The organism is Peteryoungia ipomoeae, assembly GCF_004912165.1.
Taxonomy (GTDB): domain Bacteria; phylum Pseudomonadota; class Alphaproteobacteria; order Rhizobiales; family Rhizobiaceae; genus Allorhizobium; species Allorhizobium ipomoeae.
Genome location: NZ_STGV01000004.1, coordinates 124,692 through 137,858, shown reverse-complemented (window position 1 = coordinate 137,858; position 13,167 = coordinate 124,692). Strand labels below are relative to the sequence as shown.

General features: G+C 61.4%; 14 protein-coding genes and 1 riboswitch. Of the genes, 7 read left to right on the top strand and 7 right to left on the bottom strand.

The genetic code is table 11. The features are described 5' to 3' along the window. The first annotated feature begins 1 nt into the window (after position 1). Together leuC and FAA97_RS13025 are read left to right on the top strand one after the other, a co-directional pair. Positions 2 to 1,411: a 3-isopropylmalate dehydratase large subunit gene (leuC, locus tag FAA97_RS13030; RefSeq protein ID WP_136598989.1), complete on the top strand. Its 1,410-nt coding sequence runs from the start codon at positions 2 to 4 to the stop codon at positions 1,409 to 1,411. 184 nt (positions 1,412 to 1,595) lie between these two features. Continuing rightward, complete coding sequence (locus tag FAA97_RS13025; RefSeq protein WP_136598988.1) at positions 1,596 to 2,426, top strand: DMT family transporter; 831 nt, start codon at positions 1,596 to 1,598, stop codon at positions 2,424 to 2,426. Between the two features lie 106 nt (positions 2,427 to 2,532). On the opposite strand, the gene rplS is transcribed toward FAA97_RS13025, so the two are convergent. After that, entirely contained in the window at positions 2,533 to 3,066 is a 534-nt protein-coding gene (rplS, locus tag FAA97_RS13020; protein ID WP_136598987.1) for a 50S ribosomal protein L19, read from the bottom strand. A gap of 289 nt (positions 3,067 to 3,355) precedes the next feature. Here rplS and FAA97_RS13015 point away from each other — a divergent pair, with 289 nt between their 5' ends. Beyond that, positions 3,356 to 4,102, top strand: a complete 747-nt coding sequence (locus tag FAA97_RS13015; protein ID WP_136598986.1) for a sulfite exporter TauE/SafE family protein — start codon at positions 3,356 to 3,358, stop codon at positions 4,100 to 4,102. Here the strand turns inward: FAA97_RS13015 and trmD are convergent. The 6 genes from trmD to FAA97_RS12985 form a co-directional block, all read right to left on the bottom strand. Beyond that, the gene (gene trmD / locus FAA97_RS13010) at positions 4,084 to 4,785 is read right to left on the bottom strand and encodes a tRNA (guanosine(37)-N1)-methyltransferase TrmD (RefSeq protein WP_136598985.1); all 702 of its coding nucleotides are present in this window, start codon (positions 4,783 to 4,785) and stop codon (positions 4,084 to 4,086) included. The two genes, FAA97_RS13015 and trmD, sit on opposite strands and share 19 nt — an antisense overlap. A gap of 5 nt (positions 4,786 to 4,790) precedes the next feature. Continuing rightward, positions 4,791 to 5,372: a ribosome maturation factor RimM gene (gene rimM / locus FAA97_RS13005; protein WP_136598984.1), complete on the bottom strand. Its 582-nt coding sequence runs from the start codon at positions 5,370 to 5,372 to the stop codon at positions 4,791 to 4,793. A gap of 125 nt (positions 5,373 to 5,497) precedes the next feature. Next, a complete protein-coding gene (rpsP, locus tag FAA97_RS13000; protein WP_136598983.1) occupies positions 5,498 to 5,872 on the bottom strand; it encodes a 30S ribosomal protein S16 in 375 nt (124 codons plus the stop codon). A gap of 66 nt (positions 5,873 to 5,938) precedes the next feature. Next, entirely contained in the window at positions 5,939 to 6,259 is a 321-nt protein-coding gene (locus FAA97_RS12995; RefSeq protein ID WP_136598982.1) for a chorismate mutase, read from the bottom strand. 8 nt (positions 6,260 to 6,267) lie between these two features. After that, positions 6,268 to 7,845 (bottom strand): signal recognition particle protein, encoded by a 1,578-nt coding sequence (gene ffh, locus FAA97_RS12990; RefSeq protein WP_136598981.1) that lies wholly within the window; start codon positions 7,843 to 7,845, stop codon positions 6,268 to 6,270. Between the two features lie 278 nt (positions 7,846 to 8,123). After that, a complete protein-coding gene (locus FAA97_RS12985) occupies positions 8,124 to 8,708 on the bottom strand; it encodes a hypothetical protein (protein WP_136598980.1) in 585 nt (194 codons plus the stop codon). Between the two features lie 100 nt (positions 8,709 to 8,808). Here FAA97_RS12985 and FAA97_RS12980 point away from each other — a divergent pair, with 100 nt between their 5' ends. The 4 genes from FAA97_RS12980 to thiS all read left to right on the top strand — a co-directional run bounded on the left by FAA97_RS12980 (position 8,809) and on the right by thiS (position 13,167). Then, positions 8,809 to 9,885, top strand: a complete 1,077-nt coding sequence (locus tag FAA97_RS12980; protein WP_136598979.1) for an MBL fold metallo-hydrolase — start codon at positions 8,809 to 8,811, stop codon at positions 9,883 to 9,885. A 47-nt stretch (positions 9,886 to 9,932) separates the two neighbouring features. Then, a riboswitch (TPP riboswitch) is annotated at positions 9,933 to 10,063 on the top strand. 91 nt (positions 10,064 to 10,154) lie between these two features. Further along, a complete protein-coding gene (gene thiC / locus FAA97_RS12975) occupies positions 10,155 to 11,993 on the top strand; it encodes a phosphomethylpyrimidine synthase ThiC (protein ID WP_136598978.1) in 1,839 nt (612 codons plus the stop codon). Then, positions 11,990 to 12,973 carry a glycine oxidase ThiO gene (gene thiO / locus FAA97_RS12970; RefSeq protein ID WP_136598977.1) on the top strand — a complete coding sequence of 328 codons (984 nt, stop codon included), beginning with the start codon at positions 11,990 to 11,992 and terminating at the stop codon, positions 12,971 to 12,973. The genes thiC and thiO overlap by 4 nt, the downstream gene beginning before the upstream one ends. Beyond that, the gene (gene thiS, locus FAA97_RS12965; RefSeq protein WP_136598976.1) at positions 12,970 to 13,167 is read left to right on the top strand and encodes a sulfur carrier protein ThiS; all 198 of its coding nucleotides are present in this window, start codon (positions 12,970 to 12,972) and stop codon (positions 13,165 to 13,167) included. Before thiO ends, thiS begins: the two co-directional genes overlap by 4 nt.

The following is a 13,167-nucleotide window of genomic DNA, read 5'->3' as shown; positions in this document are numbered from 1 at the left end:
CATGAGCGCACCCCGCACCCTTTACGACAAGATCTGGGACGACCACGTCGTCGACCGCCAGGAAGATGGTACCTGTCTTCTCTACATCGACCGTCACCTCGTTCATGAAGTGACGAGCCCCCAGGCCTTTGAAGGCCTGCGCATGGCCGGTCGCCAGGTTCGCGCGCCGCAAAAGACGCTCGCCGTCGTCGACCACAACGTGCCGACCTCGCCGGATCGCCACCTCGGCATCAAGAACGAGGAGAGCCGTATCCAGGTCGAGGCGCTCGCCAACAATGCCGCCGAATTCGGCGTCGAATATTACTCGGCCTCCGACAAGCGCCAGGGCATCGTGCACATCGTCGGCCCCGAACAGGGCTTCACCCTGCCCGGCATGACCATTGTCTGCGGCGACAGCCACACCTCGACGCATGGTGCCTTTGGCGCGCTGGCGCATGGTATCGGCACGTCCGAGGTCGAGCACGTGCTCGCCACCCAGACGCTGATCCAGAAGAAGGCGAAGAACATGCTGGTCCGCGTCGATGGCCAGCTGCCGGAAGGCGTGACGGCAAAGGACATCATCCTCGCCATCATCGGCGAGATCGGCACGGCCGGCGGCACCGGCCACGTCATTGAATTCGCCGGCGAGGCCATCGAATCGCTGTCGATGGAAGGCCGCATGACCGTCTGCAACATGACGATCGAGGGTGGCGCCCGCGCCGGCCTGATTGCGCCTGATGAGAAGACCTTCGAATACATCAAGGACAAGCCCCGCGCACCGAAGGGCGAAGCGCTGGAACAGGCAATTTCCTACTGGAAGACGCTGAAGTCTGACGAAGGTGCCCATTTCGACCGCGTCGTGGTGCTCGACGCCGCCAAGCTGCCGCCGATCGTTTCCTGGGGCTCTTCGCCGGAAGACGTGATCTCGGTTCAGGGCGTCGTTCCGAACCCGGATGACATCCATGACGAAACGAAGCGTGCCTCCAAGTGGCGTGCACTCGACTATATGGGCCTGAAGCCGGGCACCAAGATCACCGATATCGCCATCGACCGCGTCTTCATCGGTTCCTGCACCAATGGCCGCATCGAAGACCTGCGCGAAGTTGCCAAGGTTGTCGAAGGCAAGACAGTTGCATCGACCGTTTCCGCCATGATCGTTCCGGGCTCCGGCCTCGTGAAGGAACAAGCGGAAGCCGAAGGCCTCGACAAGATCTTCAAGGCGGCCGGCTTCGACTGGCGCGAACCGGGCTGCTCGATGTGCCTCGCCATGAATGACGACCGCCTGAAGCCGGGTGAGCGTTGCGCATCGACCTCGAACCGCAACTTCGAAGGCCGCCAGGGCTTCAAGGGCCGCACCCATCTCGTGTCGCCAGCGATGGCAGCGGCTGCGGCCATTGCCGGCCACTTCGTCGATATCCGCGACTGGCAGTAAGGCTTGAAGCCTTCCGTCGGAGACAAGAACCGTCCGCTGCAAGGCGGGCGGTTTCTTTTTGTCCGCCCGTTGCAAACGGACCGGGAGCCGCTATCGTTGTGGCGTCACAATACGGTCACGCAGTTTCGCGCAGGTCCTCCATGAACATTCCTGGCATTGCCAGCTCCATGCGCGGCGTCCGCTCTTGAGTGTCGTTGCCGTCGGTCTGGCCCTCATTGCCGCGATCCTGCATGCGAGCTGGAATGCCTTTCTGCGCACGGGTGCCGATCGGCTCTGGTCGATCACAGTGATGAGCCTCGCCGGCAGCGTCATCTGCCTGCCCTTTCTGTTTGTGCTGCCGCTGCCGGGAGACGCGGCATGGCCATACATCCTCCTCTCCTCCTGCCTGCAGGTCGGCTACAGCCTGTTTCTGGTCGCCGCCTATCGTCACGGCGAATTGGGTCAGGTCTACCCGATCGTGCGCGGCACAGTGCCCCTGCTGGTCACGCTCGGCGGCTTCCTGTTCTTTGGGGAAGTTCTGGGACCTTGGCAGACGCTGGGCGTCGTGCTGATCGCAAGTGGCATCATGAGCCTATCACTCGGCAAGACGAGAGCGGCAACATCCTCGATCCTGTTTGCGTTGACCACCGGCCTGATCATTGCCTGCTATTCGACCGTCGACTCCCGCGGCGTGAAAATGGTCGAACAACCGGCGGCCTATGCGCTCTGGGTGCTGTTTCTGTTCGGCCTAATGATTACGCTCGCCTTCATCGTCACCCGCCGCCGGCTGCAAATCGACTTGCGCTCTCCGGTGACCTGGAAAGCCGTCGGCGGTGGCGCGCTTGCCATGCTGGCTTACGGGCTGGTGGTGGTCGCCTATGCCTATGCTCCGGCCGGTCTGGTCACGGCGGTGCGCGAGACAAGCGTGGTCTTTGCCGTCCTGATTGGCGCGCTGCTGCTTGGCGAGCGATTGACTTGGCAGCGCGTGCTCGCCTGTCTCGTCGTGGCCGGTGGTGCAATCGCAATCAGCCTGTGAGAAGCCTCTCGGACGGATATGTCTACTGAGCAGACCGAAACGAAAAAAGGCCCCGCAAGCGGAGCCTTTCATCTTGATCTGCAATCCGGAACAAGCCGGGATCGGCTTATTCAGCCGAACCTTCAGCAGCTGCGGCTTCAGCGGCAGCGGCCTTTTCAGCGGCTTCGGCTGCTGCCTTTTCGGCGGCGAGAGCCTGTGCTGCTGCGACCTTTTCAGCTTCGATGCGTGCCTTTTCTTCGGCAACAGCAGCGCGCTCGGCGTCGTTCAGCTTGCGGGCGCGGGTGCCGGTGTTCTCGACGATACGAGCCGACTTGCCGCGACGATCGCGCAGGTAGTAGAGCTTGGCGCGACGGACCTTACCGCGGCGAACGATTTCGACGCCTTCGACCAGCGGCGAGTAAACCGGGAATACGCGCTCGACGCCTTCGCCGTAGGAGATCTTGCGAACGGTGAAGCTCTCATTGATGCCTGCGCCCGAACGAGCGATGCAAACGCCTTCATAGGCCTGCACACGGGTACGGTTGCCTTCCTTGACCGTGACGTTCACGCGGACGGTGTCGCCCGGGGAGAAGTCAGGAAGCTTGCGCTTGGCTTCGATCTTGGCGGCCTGTTCGGCTTCCAGCTGCTGAATGATGTTCATGTCTAACCTCAGGTTCTTCTGAAACGGCCAGAGCGCTCGACGATCATCCCTTGAGAAAACCCTCGGGATTTGGCCCAGACGGACCGGAGCGGATACGCGGTTCTTTGTTTTGGCAGACGGGCAAATCGCCCATTTCCGAGGGGGCCATTACACCAAGAACACCCGCTTGTCACCCCCTGACAACCCAAATTTTGGCCTTGGCATTGTCTGACAACTGCGGTCAGTTGCCTTGCGAGACAGGGCTTTCGCTCTTAAGAGTGCAGCCGTCAATGACCTGGAGACGCGTTGAATGTCGATTGCCATGATTCTGCTATTGATCGCATCCGGTTTTCTCTCCGGCGCGGTCAACGCGATTGCCGGTGGCGGAACGTTTTTGACCTTTGGGGCATTGACGCTTGTCGGCCTGCCGCCGATCAGCGCCAATGCCACCTCTTCGATCACCCAGTTTCCGGGCTATATCACCTCAACATGGGCCTATCGTGACCAGTTTGGCGGGCTTTGGCGTGGCGCACTGGTGCTTGCCATCATCTCCATCATCGGCGCGATCTGCGGTTCGCTCTTTCTGATTTCGCTGTCCAATCCAGCCTTCCGCAGCATGGTGCCGTGGCTGCTGCTGGGCGCGACGGCAATTTTTGCCGCAGGACCGAAGCTGCGCCCCAAGACCCAGGGACAAAGCCATCCGGCAAGCCCGCTTGGCATTGCCATGCAGGGGGCAACGTCCTTTTACGGCGGCTTTTTCGGAGCTGGCATGGGCATCATGATGCTGGCCTCGCTCGGGCTTGCCAGCGGCGGCGACTATCACCGCCTCAATGCGCTGAAGAACTTCCTGTCGATCGTCATTGCGGCTGTCGCGATCGTGATCTTTGCAAGTGCCGGAGCGATATCCTGGCTGCACGCCGCGATCATGATCCCGGCGGTGGCAATCGGCGGCTATGCCGGCGTTGCCATGGCCAAGAAGGTGCCGCAGGCGATCCTGCGCTGGATGGTGGTGGCAGCCGGCCTTGGGCTTGCCGTCTACTACTTCGTGACAGGCTGAGAATTGCCCGCTTCGAGGAGATCCGGGCGGCGCTGCCTCGTCAGCTTGAGCGCCTCCTGATGACGCCAGGCCTCGATGGCCGCATGATTTCCGGACGTCAGAACAGCGGGAATTTCCTGGCCTTCAAACACCTGCGGACGGGTGTAGTGCGGATGTTCCAGAAGCCCACCCTCGAAGCTTTCATGCACGCCGGATAGCTGGTTGCCCATGACGCCCGGCAATATGCGCACGACAGCATCTAGCAGGGTCAGCGCCGCAGGCTCGCCACCGGAAAGAATATAGTCGCCTATGGAGACCTCTTCGAGCTGACGGCCATCGATCACGCGCTGGTCGACACCCTCGAACCGGCCGCAGACGATCACCACGCCTTCGCCCGCTGCAATCTCGCGGACACGCGTCTGCGTGAGCGGCCGGCCACGCGGGCTCATCAGCAGGCGCGGACGTCCGTCATCCGCGATGGAATCGATCGCCCGGGCCAGCACATCCGGCTTCAGCACCATGCCGGCACCGCCGCCGGACGGCGTGTCATCCACACTGCGATGTTTGTCCTCGGCGAAATCGCGAATCTGGACGGCTTCACAAGCCCAGTCACCGCGCTCCAGTGCCCGGCCTGCCAACGCATGGCCGAGATGGCCCGGGAACATATCCGGATAGAGGGTCAGAACGGACGCCTTGAATGACATCGGGGTCAAGTCTTGCCGTTCGGGCGTGGCTTGCCAGTGCCACCGGCACCGTAGGGATCGGGCTCTCCGTCATCCTTGAGGCCGGCGGCGATTGGATCGACGAGCAGGCGTCCGCCTTCAAGGTCGATTTCCAGGACCGCAGCCTCGGAAAACGGAATGAGAACTGGACGCTTGCCGGGGCCCTTCAGTTCCAGCAGATCACCCGCGCCGAAATCATAGACGGCAGTCACGGCGCCATAGTGGTTGTTGTCGGCATCGTAGACCTCCAGGCCTTCGAGATCCGCATAGTAGAACTCATCGTCCTCGAGATCTTCATCCGGCAACGCATCGCGATCGACAAACAGTTCCAGCCCGTTCAACGCTTCGGCGGCATTGCGATCGTTGATGCCGCGAAAACGCACGATGGCGACCGTCTTGCCGTCGCGGATTTCGAGAATCTCGAACTTGCGACCATCGGCACTATAGAGAAAACCGTAATCACCAAGCCCAAGCGGATCTTCGGTAAACGACTTGACCCGCACCTCTCCGCGCAGGCCTTGTGCGGCACCTATGACGGCCATGAGTATCGGATTGTCGAGTTTGGTCATCGAAGGAGAGGGTCCTCAGGGCTGATGGTCTGGTCTCCCACCCTTTTAGGCGCAACCGACCGGAAAGAAAACGCAAAAACGGGCGGTGGTCGCGCCACCGCCCGTTTCATGCAAGTGCGTGCTGATTATTCAGCAGAGCCTTCTGCAGCGGCAGCAGCGGCGTCAGCGGCCTTCTGTGCCTTTTCAGCAGCGCGTTCCTGGGCCTTCCTGCCCGGCTTTGCCTTGTCCGGGTTGCTGCGGGCAGCGCGCTCGGCGATACCAGCTTCAGCCATGAAACGCAGAACGCGGTCGGTCGGCTGTGCACCCTTTTCGAGCCATGCCTTGATGGCGTCGACGTCGAGTTCAACGCGCTTTTCGTTGTCCTTGCCGAGCATCGGGTTCCACGAACCGACCTTGTCGATGAAGCGACCATCGCGCGGCGAGCGGGCGTCGGCAACAACGATCTGGTAGTAAGGGCGCTTCTTGGAACCACCGCGGGCGAGACGAATCTTGAGGGACATTGTGTTTACTCCTTGGTTTTCAGGTCGGCTGGCCTTCAAGGCCTTCCGTGTTTGTCGAGGCCGCCGTCAGGCGGTCTTTTCGGTTGCACCGCCATGTTCGGCGGCAATGGCTTCATGATGCCGGATGACTTCCTTGATGATGAAGTTCAGGAACTTCTCGGCGAAATCCGGATCCAGATGGGCATCCTGTGCCAGGCGGCGCAGGCGTTCGATCTGGTATTCCTCGCGCGCCGGGTCCGCCGGCGGCAATTCGTGGGTGGCCTTCAAAACGCCGACAGCCTTGGTGCAGCGAAAACGCTCGGCCAGCATATGCACGAGGGCCGCGTCGATATTGTCAATCGACTGACGATAGCCCGAGAGCTGCTGCTTGACGGAAGGATCGATCATCGCGCGCCTCACTTCTTCTTCGGCAGGCCGGGAAGGCCCGGGAAACCGCCACCGAGGCCCGGCAGCTTCGGACCGCCAAGGCCCGGAAGCCCGCCAAGTCCACCTGTGCCGCCCATGCCGGGCAACGAACCCGGCTTGATGCCGGCCGCTTCCGCCTGCTTGGCCAGCGCTTCGAGCTGCTTCGGGTCCATGCTGGAAAGATCCGGCATGCCCATGCCGCCGAGCCCACCGAGACCCATCTTGCCGGCAAGACCGCCCATCATCTGCTTCATCATGCCGCCGCCCTTCTTGCCGCCCATGGCCTTCATCATGTCGGCCATGCCGCGATGCATCTTCAAGAGCTTGTTGATTTCAGCGGCATCCGTGCCGGAGCCGGCGGCGATGCGCTTCTTGCGGGAATGCTTGAGAATGTCGGGATTGGCGCGCTCGGCCTTTGTCATCGAGGAAATGATGGCGATCTGGCGGTCGAAGACCTTGTCACTCATACCCGACGCGGCGAGCTTGTCCTTCATGCCGGACATGCCCGGCATCATGCCCATGATGCCGCCCATGCCGCCAAGCGACTTCATCTGTTTCAGCTGTTCGGCCATGTCGTTGAGGTCGAACTTGCCCTTGGCCATCTTCTCGGCCATGGCACGCGCCTTGTCGGCGTCGATCGTCTCGGCCGCCTTTTCGACCAGCGAAACGATATCGCCCATGCCGAGGATACGGTCTGCGATACGGCGGGGATGGAACTCGTCGAGCTCCGTCATCTTTTCGCCGACACCGATCAGCTTGATCGGCTTGCCGGTGACGGCACGCATCGAAAGCGCTGCACCACCACGGCCGTCGCCGTCCATGCGAGTGAGAACGAGACCGGTGATGCCGACGCGCTCATCGAAATTGCGCGCGAGATTAACGGCGTCCTGACCGGTCAGCGAATCCGCGACCAGAAGGATTTCATGCGGCTTCGAACGGGCCTTGATCTCGGCCATCTCGATCATCAAAGGCTCGTCGATATGCGTACGACCGGCCGTATCGAGGATGACCACGTCATGACCGCCGAGCTTGGCGGCCTGCACGGCGCGCGCGGCGATATCGGTCGGCGACTGGCCGGCGATGACCGGCAGCGTATCGATGGAGGTCTGAACGCCGAGCTGGCGAAGCTGTTCCTGGGCGGCCGGTCGACGCGTGTCGAGCGAGGCCATCAGGACCTTCTTCTTCTCGCGATCGGTTAACCGCTTGGCGATCTTGCCCGTGGTCGTGGTTTTACCCGAACCCTGCAGACCGACCATCATGATGACGACGGGCGCTGCGGCATTGAGATCGATCGTGACGCCCTCGGAACCGAGCATCTCGACAAGCTCGTCATGGACGATCTTGACGACCATCTGTCCGGGCTTGATGGATTTCAGGACCGCCGCGCCAACCGCCTTTTCGCGGACGCGATCGGTGAAGCTGCGCACCACTTCGAGTGCAACGTCGGCTTCGAGAAGCGCACGACGGACCTCGCGCAAGGCAGCCGAAACATCGGCTTCCGACAGCGCGCCACGGCCGGTCAGTCCATTCAGGATGGATCCAAGGCGGTCCTGGAGGTTTTCAAACATCGGCTCTTCCTTGCATGGTTTCAGGGATACCCGAAACCTCGGTCTTCTCGACGCCGAAAACAAGACGCAAAGCCAAAAAGCACCCGAGGGCGCATCGCGCTGTCGGGTGTTGACCTCCGGGAACTCTTTATACCTTTGCGGGTCCCGGTCGGTGGCTTAGAGTACAAGTCTCGTCGCAGATGCTGGGCGGTAAACAGCAAAAAGCCGGAAAAGTCAACGCAAATCGGTTATTCGGCGGCCAGGCACCGAGTTGCTTGCCATCGGACGATGGAAAACGATCAAGGCGCGGTATAGCGAACGGCGTAGATATTGCGGTATCGATCCAGCGTTTCGTTCCACCAGCTCAGCGCAGCACTATCGCCCGACAACGCTTGCTCGCGCATTTTCTGCAACCAGTAGGCCGAAATTTCCGTGAACTCCTGAGCGCTCAACCCATGCTCGTCGAGGATAGCCTGCTGGTCGAAATCCGGATGCGTGCTGGCCGCTTCGATATGCCCCTGCACCCGCGCATAGTTTTCGAACTCAAGCAGCTTCGGGCTTTGCGGAATGGTGCCCGTGACAAGCGCGACCCGATCGGCATCGGCCTTCGAGAAGGCCAGACTATAGGCCGTTGTCAGCTTGAATTCCGGATCGTTTCTCAGCGCCTGCATAAAGGTCTGGTTGATTTGCTCGAATCGTTTCTCGTCCACGGCAAGGTCGTTCAGGACAGCGCCGCGATCCTCGTGATTGGCGAGCCGCGCGTTTGCAGCCGCCCAGGCCTCGAAGGACACACCGTGCACGGGAGCCGGCAATTCCTGGGCGAGCGACCCTGATGCCAGCAACAGGACCAGAGCTGAAACAAGGAGACTTGAAAGCGGCTTCATCGCAACTCAATTGACATATGACAGGAGAAACTCTGAGGATATTGGATACGCCTTGGAGCCGCAACTTGAAGGGCCATATGTCACACATGATGATAGCCGCATGAAGAGACGCCAGTTTTTGAAACGAACCGGGCTTGGACTGGCTGTTGCCGGCGGCGGCCTTGCAGCAGGAAACGCCATGGCCGGCAATCGCTATTATTCCGGACCCGTCTCCGATCACTTCGACGGAAAGATTTTCTTCAATCCGGGGGGCAAAGAGCCGCGCGGCGTCCTCGATCTCTTGCGCTGGCAATTCGATGGCAAGCGGACGGCCTGGCCGACATCTCTTCCACCCGTGACGCCGGCGAAGCCGGAACGGCGGATTGAAGGCAACCGCCTTGTGGTCACCATGGTTGGCCACGCAACCATGCTCATTCAGACCGCTGGGCTGAACATTCTCACAGACCCTGTCTGGTCCGAGCGCGCAAGTCCCGTGTCCTTTGCCGGACCGAAGCGCGCCACACCGCCTGGCATCACCTTTGATGCTCTGCCGCCGATCGACATCGTCATCGTCACCCACAACCATTATGACCATCTCGATGTCGCGACATTGAAGCGGCTTGGGCAATCCCATGCACCGCGAGTCATCACGCCCCTCGGCAACGACACGATCATCCATGACGCCCATCCGTTCAACAATACCGTGGTGATGGATTGGGGTGATCGGGTCGATCTCGGCAATGGGATCGTGTTCCACTGCGAGCCGTGCCATCACTGGTCGGCGCGCGGCATGGGCGACCGCCGGATGGCACTCTGGGCTGCCTTCCTGATCGAGACACCTGGCGGCAAGATCTACCACATTGGCGATACCGGCTTTGCCGAAGGCCAGAACTATCACGCGATCCGGCAAAAGCACGGGGATATCCGCCTCGCCATCCTGCCGATTGGCGCCTACGAACCGCGGTGGTTCATGAAGGCACAGCACCAGGACCCGGCAGAGGCGATTGAAGGGTTCCGGCTAACTGCGGCCGCCTTCGGCATCGGCCACCATTTCGGTACCTTCCAGTTGACCAATGAAGGCATCGACGCGCCGCCGCAGGCACTCGTTCACGCCATGCGGGCCGCCGGCATCGCGGAGAACCGCTTCCAGGGGCTGCGTCCAGGCCAGCAGTTCGACGTGCCGCTGGCGGTAAGCTGATATCGACGTCCCGCGTTGACACACGGGACGAATTTCTCCAGACTTCAAGCATTCACCAGGGGTGTCCCGACAAGGGGCTGAGATTTCGCTACGCCAAACCGCAAGGCACAAGCAGCGCGATGACCCGTTGAACCTGATCCAGTTCATACTGGCGTAGGGACGGTGCAAGCGCTTGAAAACGACGATTCGCAATCCCGAATCCCGTGGCGTCTTTCCATCATTCCGGCTGACATGACTGGGTCTCCAACCTGAACACTTGGAGCTCCACGATGAATATTGCCCCGAAACTCCCACCACTTAGCGTCACTACCGGGCCACTTCCCGCCTCGACAAAAATCCATCTGCCCGGCGAGATCCATTCCGGCATCCGCGTGCCGATGCGCCAGATCGCCCTTCACCCGACATCAGGCGAGGCACCGGTGGCCGTCTACGACAGTTCCGGCCCCTATACCGATCCGGCAGCGGTGATCGCAATTGAACAAGGTCTGCCGCGCCATCGGCTCGATTGGTCTCGGCAGACGGGCTATGTCGAAGCCTATGAAGGGCGACTGGTGAAGCCGGAGGACAACGGATTTGTCTCGGACGAAAAGCTGACGCCAGCGTTTCCCGTGAAACATCAACCGCTTCGCGCACGATATGGCAAGGCGATCACTCAGATCGCCTATGCAAGGGCGGGCATCATCACGCCCGAGATGGAATATGCGGCAATCCGCGAAAACCTAGGACGCAAGGCGGCGGCAGAAGCGCTGACGCGGGACGGTGAAAGCTTTGGCGCAGACATTCCAGATTACGTGACGCCGGAATTCGTCCGCCAGGAAATCGCCTCGGGCCGGGCGATCATCCCGGCCAACATCAACCATCCGGAACTCGAACCGATGATCATCGGACGGAATTTCCTGGTGAAGATCAATGCCAATATCGGCAACTCGGCCGTCACGTCTTCCATGGCTGAAGAGGTGGAGAAGATGGTCTGGGCGATCCGCTGGGGCGCCGACACGGTCATGGATCTCTCGACCGGGCGCAACATTCACAACATCCGCGACTGGATCATCCGCAATTCGCCCGTGCCGATCGGCACCGTGCCGCTCTATCAGGCGCTGGAAAAGGTCGGCGGCATTGCCGAGGAGCTGACCTGGGAGGTCTATCGAGACACCCTGATCGAGCAGGCAGAACAGGGCGTCGACTATTTCACCATTCATGCCGGCGTGCGGCTTTCCTACATTCCCCTCACCGTCAACCGCGTCACCGGGATCGTCTCGCGCGGCGGCTCGATCATGGCGAAGTGGTGTCTGCATCATCACAAGGAGAGCTTCCTCTACGAGCATTTCGAGGAAATCTGCGACATCTGCCGCGCCTACGACGTTTCCTTCTCGCTCGGCGACGGCTTGCGACCCGGCTCGATTGCCGATGCCAATGATGCCGCGCAATTTGCCGAGCTCGATACGCTGGGTGAACTCACGCGGATCGCCTGGGCTAAGGATTGCCAGGTGATGATCGAAGGTCCCGGCCATGTTCCCATGCACAAGATCAAGGAGAACATGGACAAGCAGCTGAAGACCTGCGGCGAGGCGCCCTTCTATACGCTCGGGCCGCTGACGACTGATATCGCCCCCGGCTACGACCACATCACCTCCGGCATCGGAGCGGCGATGATCGGCTGGTTCGGCACCGCCATGCTCTGCTACGTCACGCCGAAGGAGCATCTCGGTCTCCCCGACCGCGACGACGTCAAGGTGGGCGTCATCACCTACAAGATCGCGGCCCATGCAGCCGATCTCGCCAAGGGCCATCCGGCAGCCCAACTGCGCGACGACGCCCTTTCCCGCGCCCGCTTCGAATTCCGCTGGGAGGATCAGTTCAACCTGTCGCTCGACCCGGAAACGGCACGCTCCATGCATGACGAGACACTACCCAAGGAGGCGCACAAGGTGGCGCATTTCTGCTCGATGTGCGGACCGAAATTCTGCTCGATGCGCATCTCGCATGATATCCGCGCCGAGGCCCAGAAGGAGGGCCTGACTGCCATGGCGGAGAAATACCGCGCCGGAGGCGATCTCTACATGACGGCGGACGAGATCACAGCGCTTGAGGCGGGAGAGCGGTCATGACCGTTCTTGTGAAAGGCGCCGGCGTCGCGGGACTTGCCACGGCGCTGGAACTGGCGCGCAGAGGTATCCCTGTCGAGGTCGTGGAGCGTCGGGCCGATATCGGCCTTGGCGCTTCCCATTGGGCCGGCGGAATGCTTGCCCCCTATTGCGAGCGGGAGGCGGCGGAAGAGATCGTGTTGACGCTAGGCCTTCCCGCTGCCGACTGGTGGGACGAGGCCGTGCCTGGTCTCGTCCAGCGTCGGGGCACGCTTGTGCTGGCCAATCCCCGCGACATGGCCGACCTCAAGCGCTTTTCGAGTCGAACCTCCGGCCATCGCTGGGTGGGTGAAGAGGAGATTGCAGAGCTGGAGCCGGATCTCAGAGGGCGTTTCGGCACCGGCCTCTTTTTCCCAGAGGAGGCCCATCTCGATCCCCGCAAGGCGCTGCGCGATCTTTACGAGGCGGCGCGGCAACTCGGCGTCTCCTTCCGCTTCGGAGAGGAGGCCGGTGATGCGGGAGACAATGTGCAGGTTGTTGATTGCCGAGGGCCACAGGCGATCGGCGAGATCGAAGGGCTGCGCGGCGTGCGCGGTGAGATGCTTTATTTGCAGACGGCTGACCTTTGCCTCTCGCGCCCTGTCCGCCTCCTGCATCCCCGCCACCCCCTCTACATCGTGCCGCGCGGCAACGGGCTTTTTATGCTGGGCGCGACCATGATTGAAACGGACGATAACGGGCCGATCACCGCGCGCTCGATGATGGAGCTGCTCAACACCGCTTATGCCCTGCACCCGGCCTTTGCCGAGGCGCGCATCGTGGACACCGGCACCGGTATCCGCCCGGCCTTCGCAGACAACGTGCCAAGCATCGTCGAGACGGCCGAGGGGTTCGCACTCGCGGGTATGCATCGCCACGGCTTTCTGCTCGCTCCAGCGCTGGCGCGTGAAGCGGCTGAAAGGCTGAAGTGTATCTACGCATCCGAAAAAAGGAGGACCGCATGAAGCTCACCGTCAATGGAGAAGCCCTGGAGCTTGATGCAGGCAACCTTGCCGATCTGCTCGAAAAGCTGGACTACGAGGGCGACTGGCTGGCAACAGCCGTCAACGGTGACCTTGTTCACCGCGAGGAGCGTGCCGCTCAGCCCTTGAAGGAGGGCGACCGGATTGAAATTCTTTCGCCCATGCAGGGAGGCTGA

Coding starts and splice junctions, on each gene's coding strand:
- thiC (WP_136598978.1), top strand. CDS start 10,155: ATGAATATTGCCCCGAAACTCCCACCACTTAGCGTCACTACCGGGCCA.
- ffh (WP_136598981.1), bottom strand. CDS start 7,845: ATGTTTGAAAACCTCCAGGACCGCCTTGGATCCATCCTGAATGGACTG.
- FAA97_RS12985 (WP_136598980.1), bottom strand. CDS start 8,708: ATGAAGCCGCTTTCAAGTCTCCTTGTTTCAGCTCTGGTCCTGTTGCTG.
- thiS (WP_136598976.1), top strand. CDS start 12,970: ATGAAGCTCACCGTCAATGGAGAAGCCCTGGAGCTTGATGCAGGCAAC.
- trmD (WP_136598985.1), bottom strand. CDS start 4,785: ATGTCATTCAAGGCGTCCGTTCTGACCCTCTATCCGGATATGTTCCCG.
- FAA97_RS13015 (WP_136598986.1), top strand. CDS start 3,356: ATGTCGATTGCCATGATTCTGCTATTGATCGCATCCGGTTTTCTCTCC.
- leuC (WP_136598989.1), top strand. CDS start 2: ATGAGCGCACCCCGCACCCTTTACGACAAGATCTGGGACGACCACGTC.
- thiO (WP_136598977.1), top strand. CDS start 11,990: ATGACCGTTCTTGTGAAAGGCGCCGGCGTCGCGGGACTTGCCACGGCG.
- rimM (WP_136598984.1), bottom strand. CDS start 5,372: ATGACCAAACTCGACAATCCGATACTCATGGCCGTCATAGGTGCCGCA.
- FAA97_RS12980 (WP_136598979.1), top strand. CDS start 8,809: ATGAAGAGACGCCAGTTTTTGAAACGAACCGGGCTTGGACTGGCTGTT.
- FAA97_RS12995 (WP_136598982.1), bottom strand. CDS start 6,259: ATGATCGATCCTTCCGTCAAGCAGCAGCTCTCGGGCTATCGTCAGTCG.
- rpsP (WP_136598983.1), bottom strand. CDS start 5,872: ATGTCCCTCAAGATTCGTCTCGCCCGCGGTGGTTCCAAGAAGCGCCCT.
- rplS (WP_136598987.1), bottom strand. CDS start 3,066: ATGAACATCATTCAGCAGCTGGAAGCCGAACAGGCCGCCAAGATCGAA.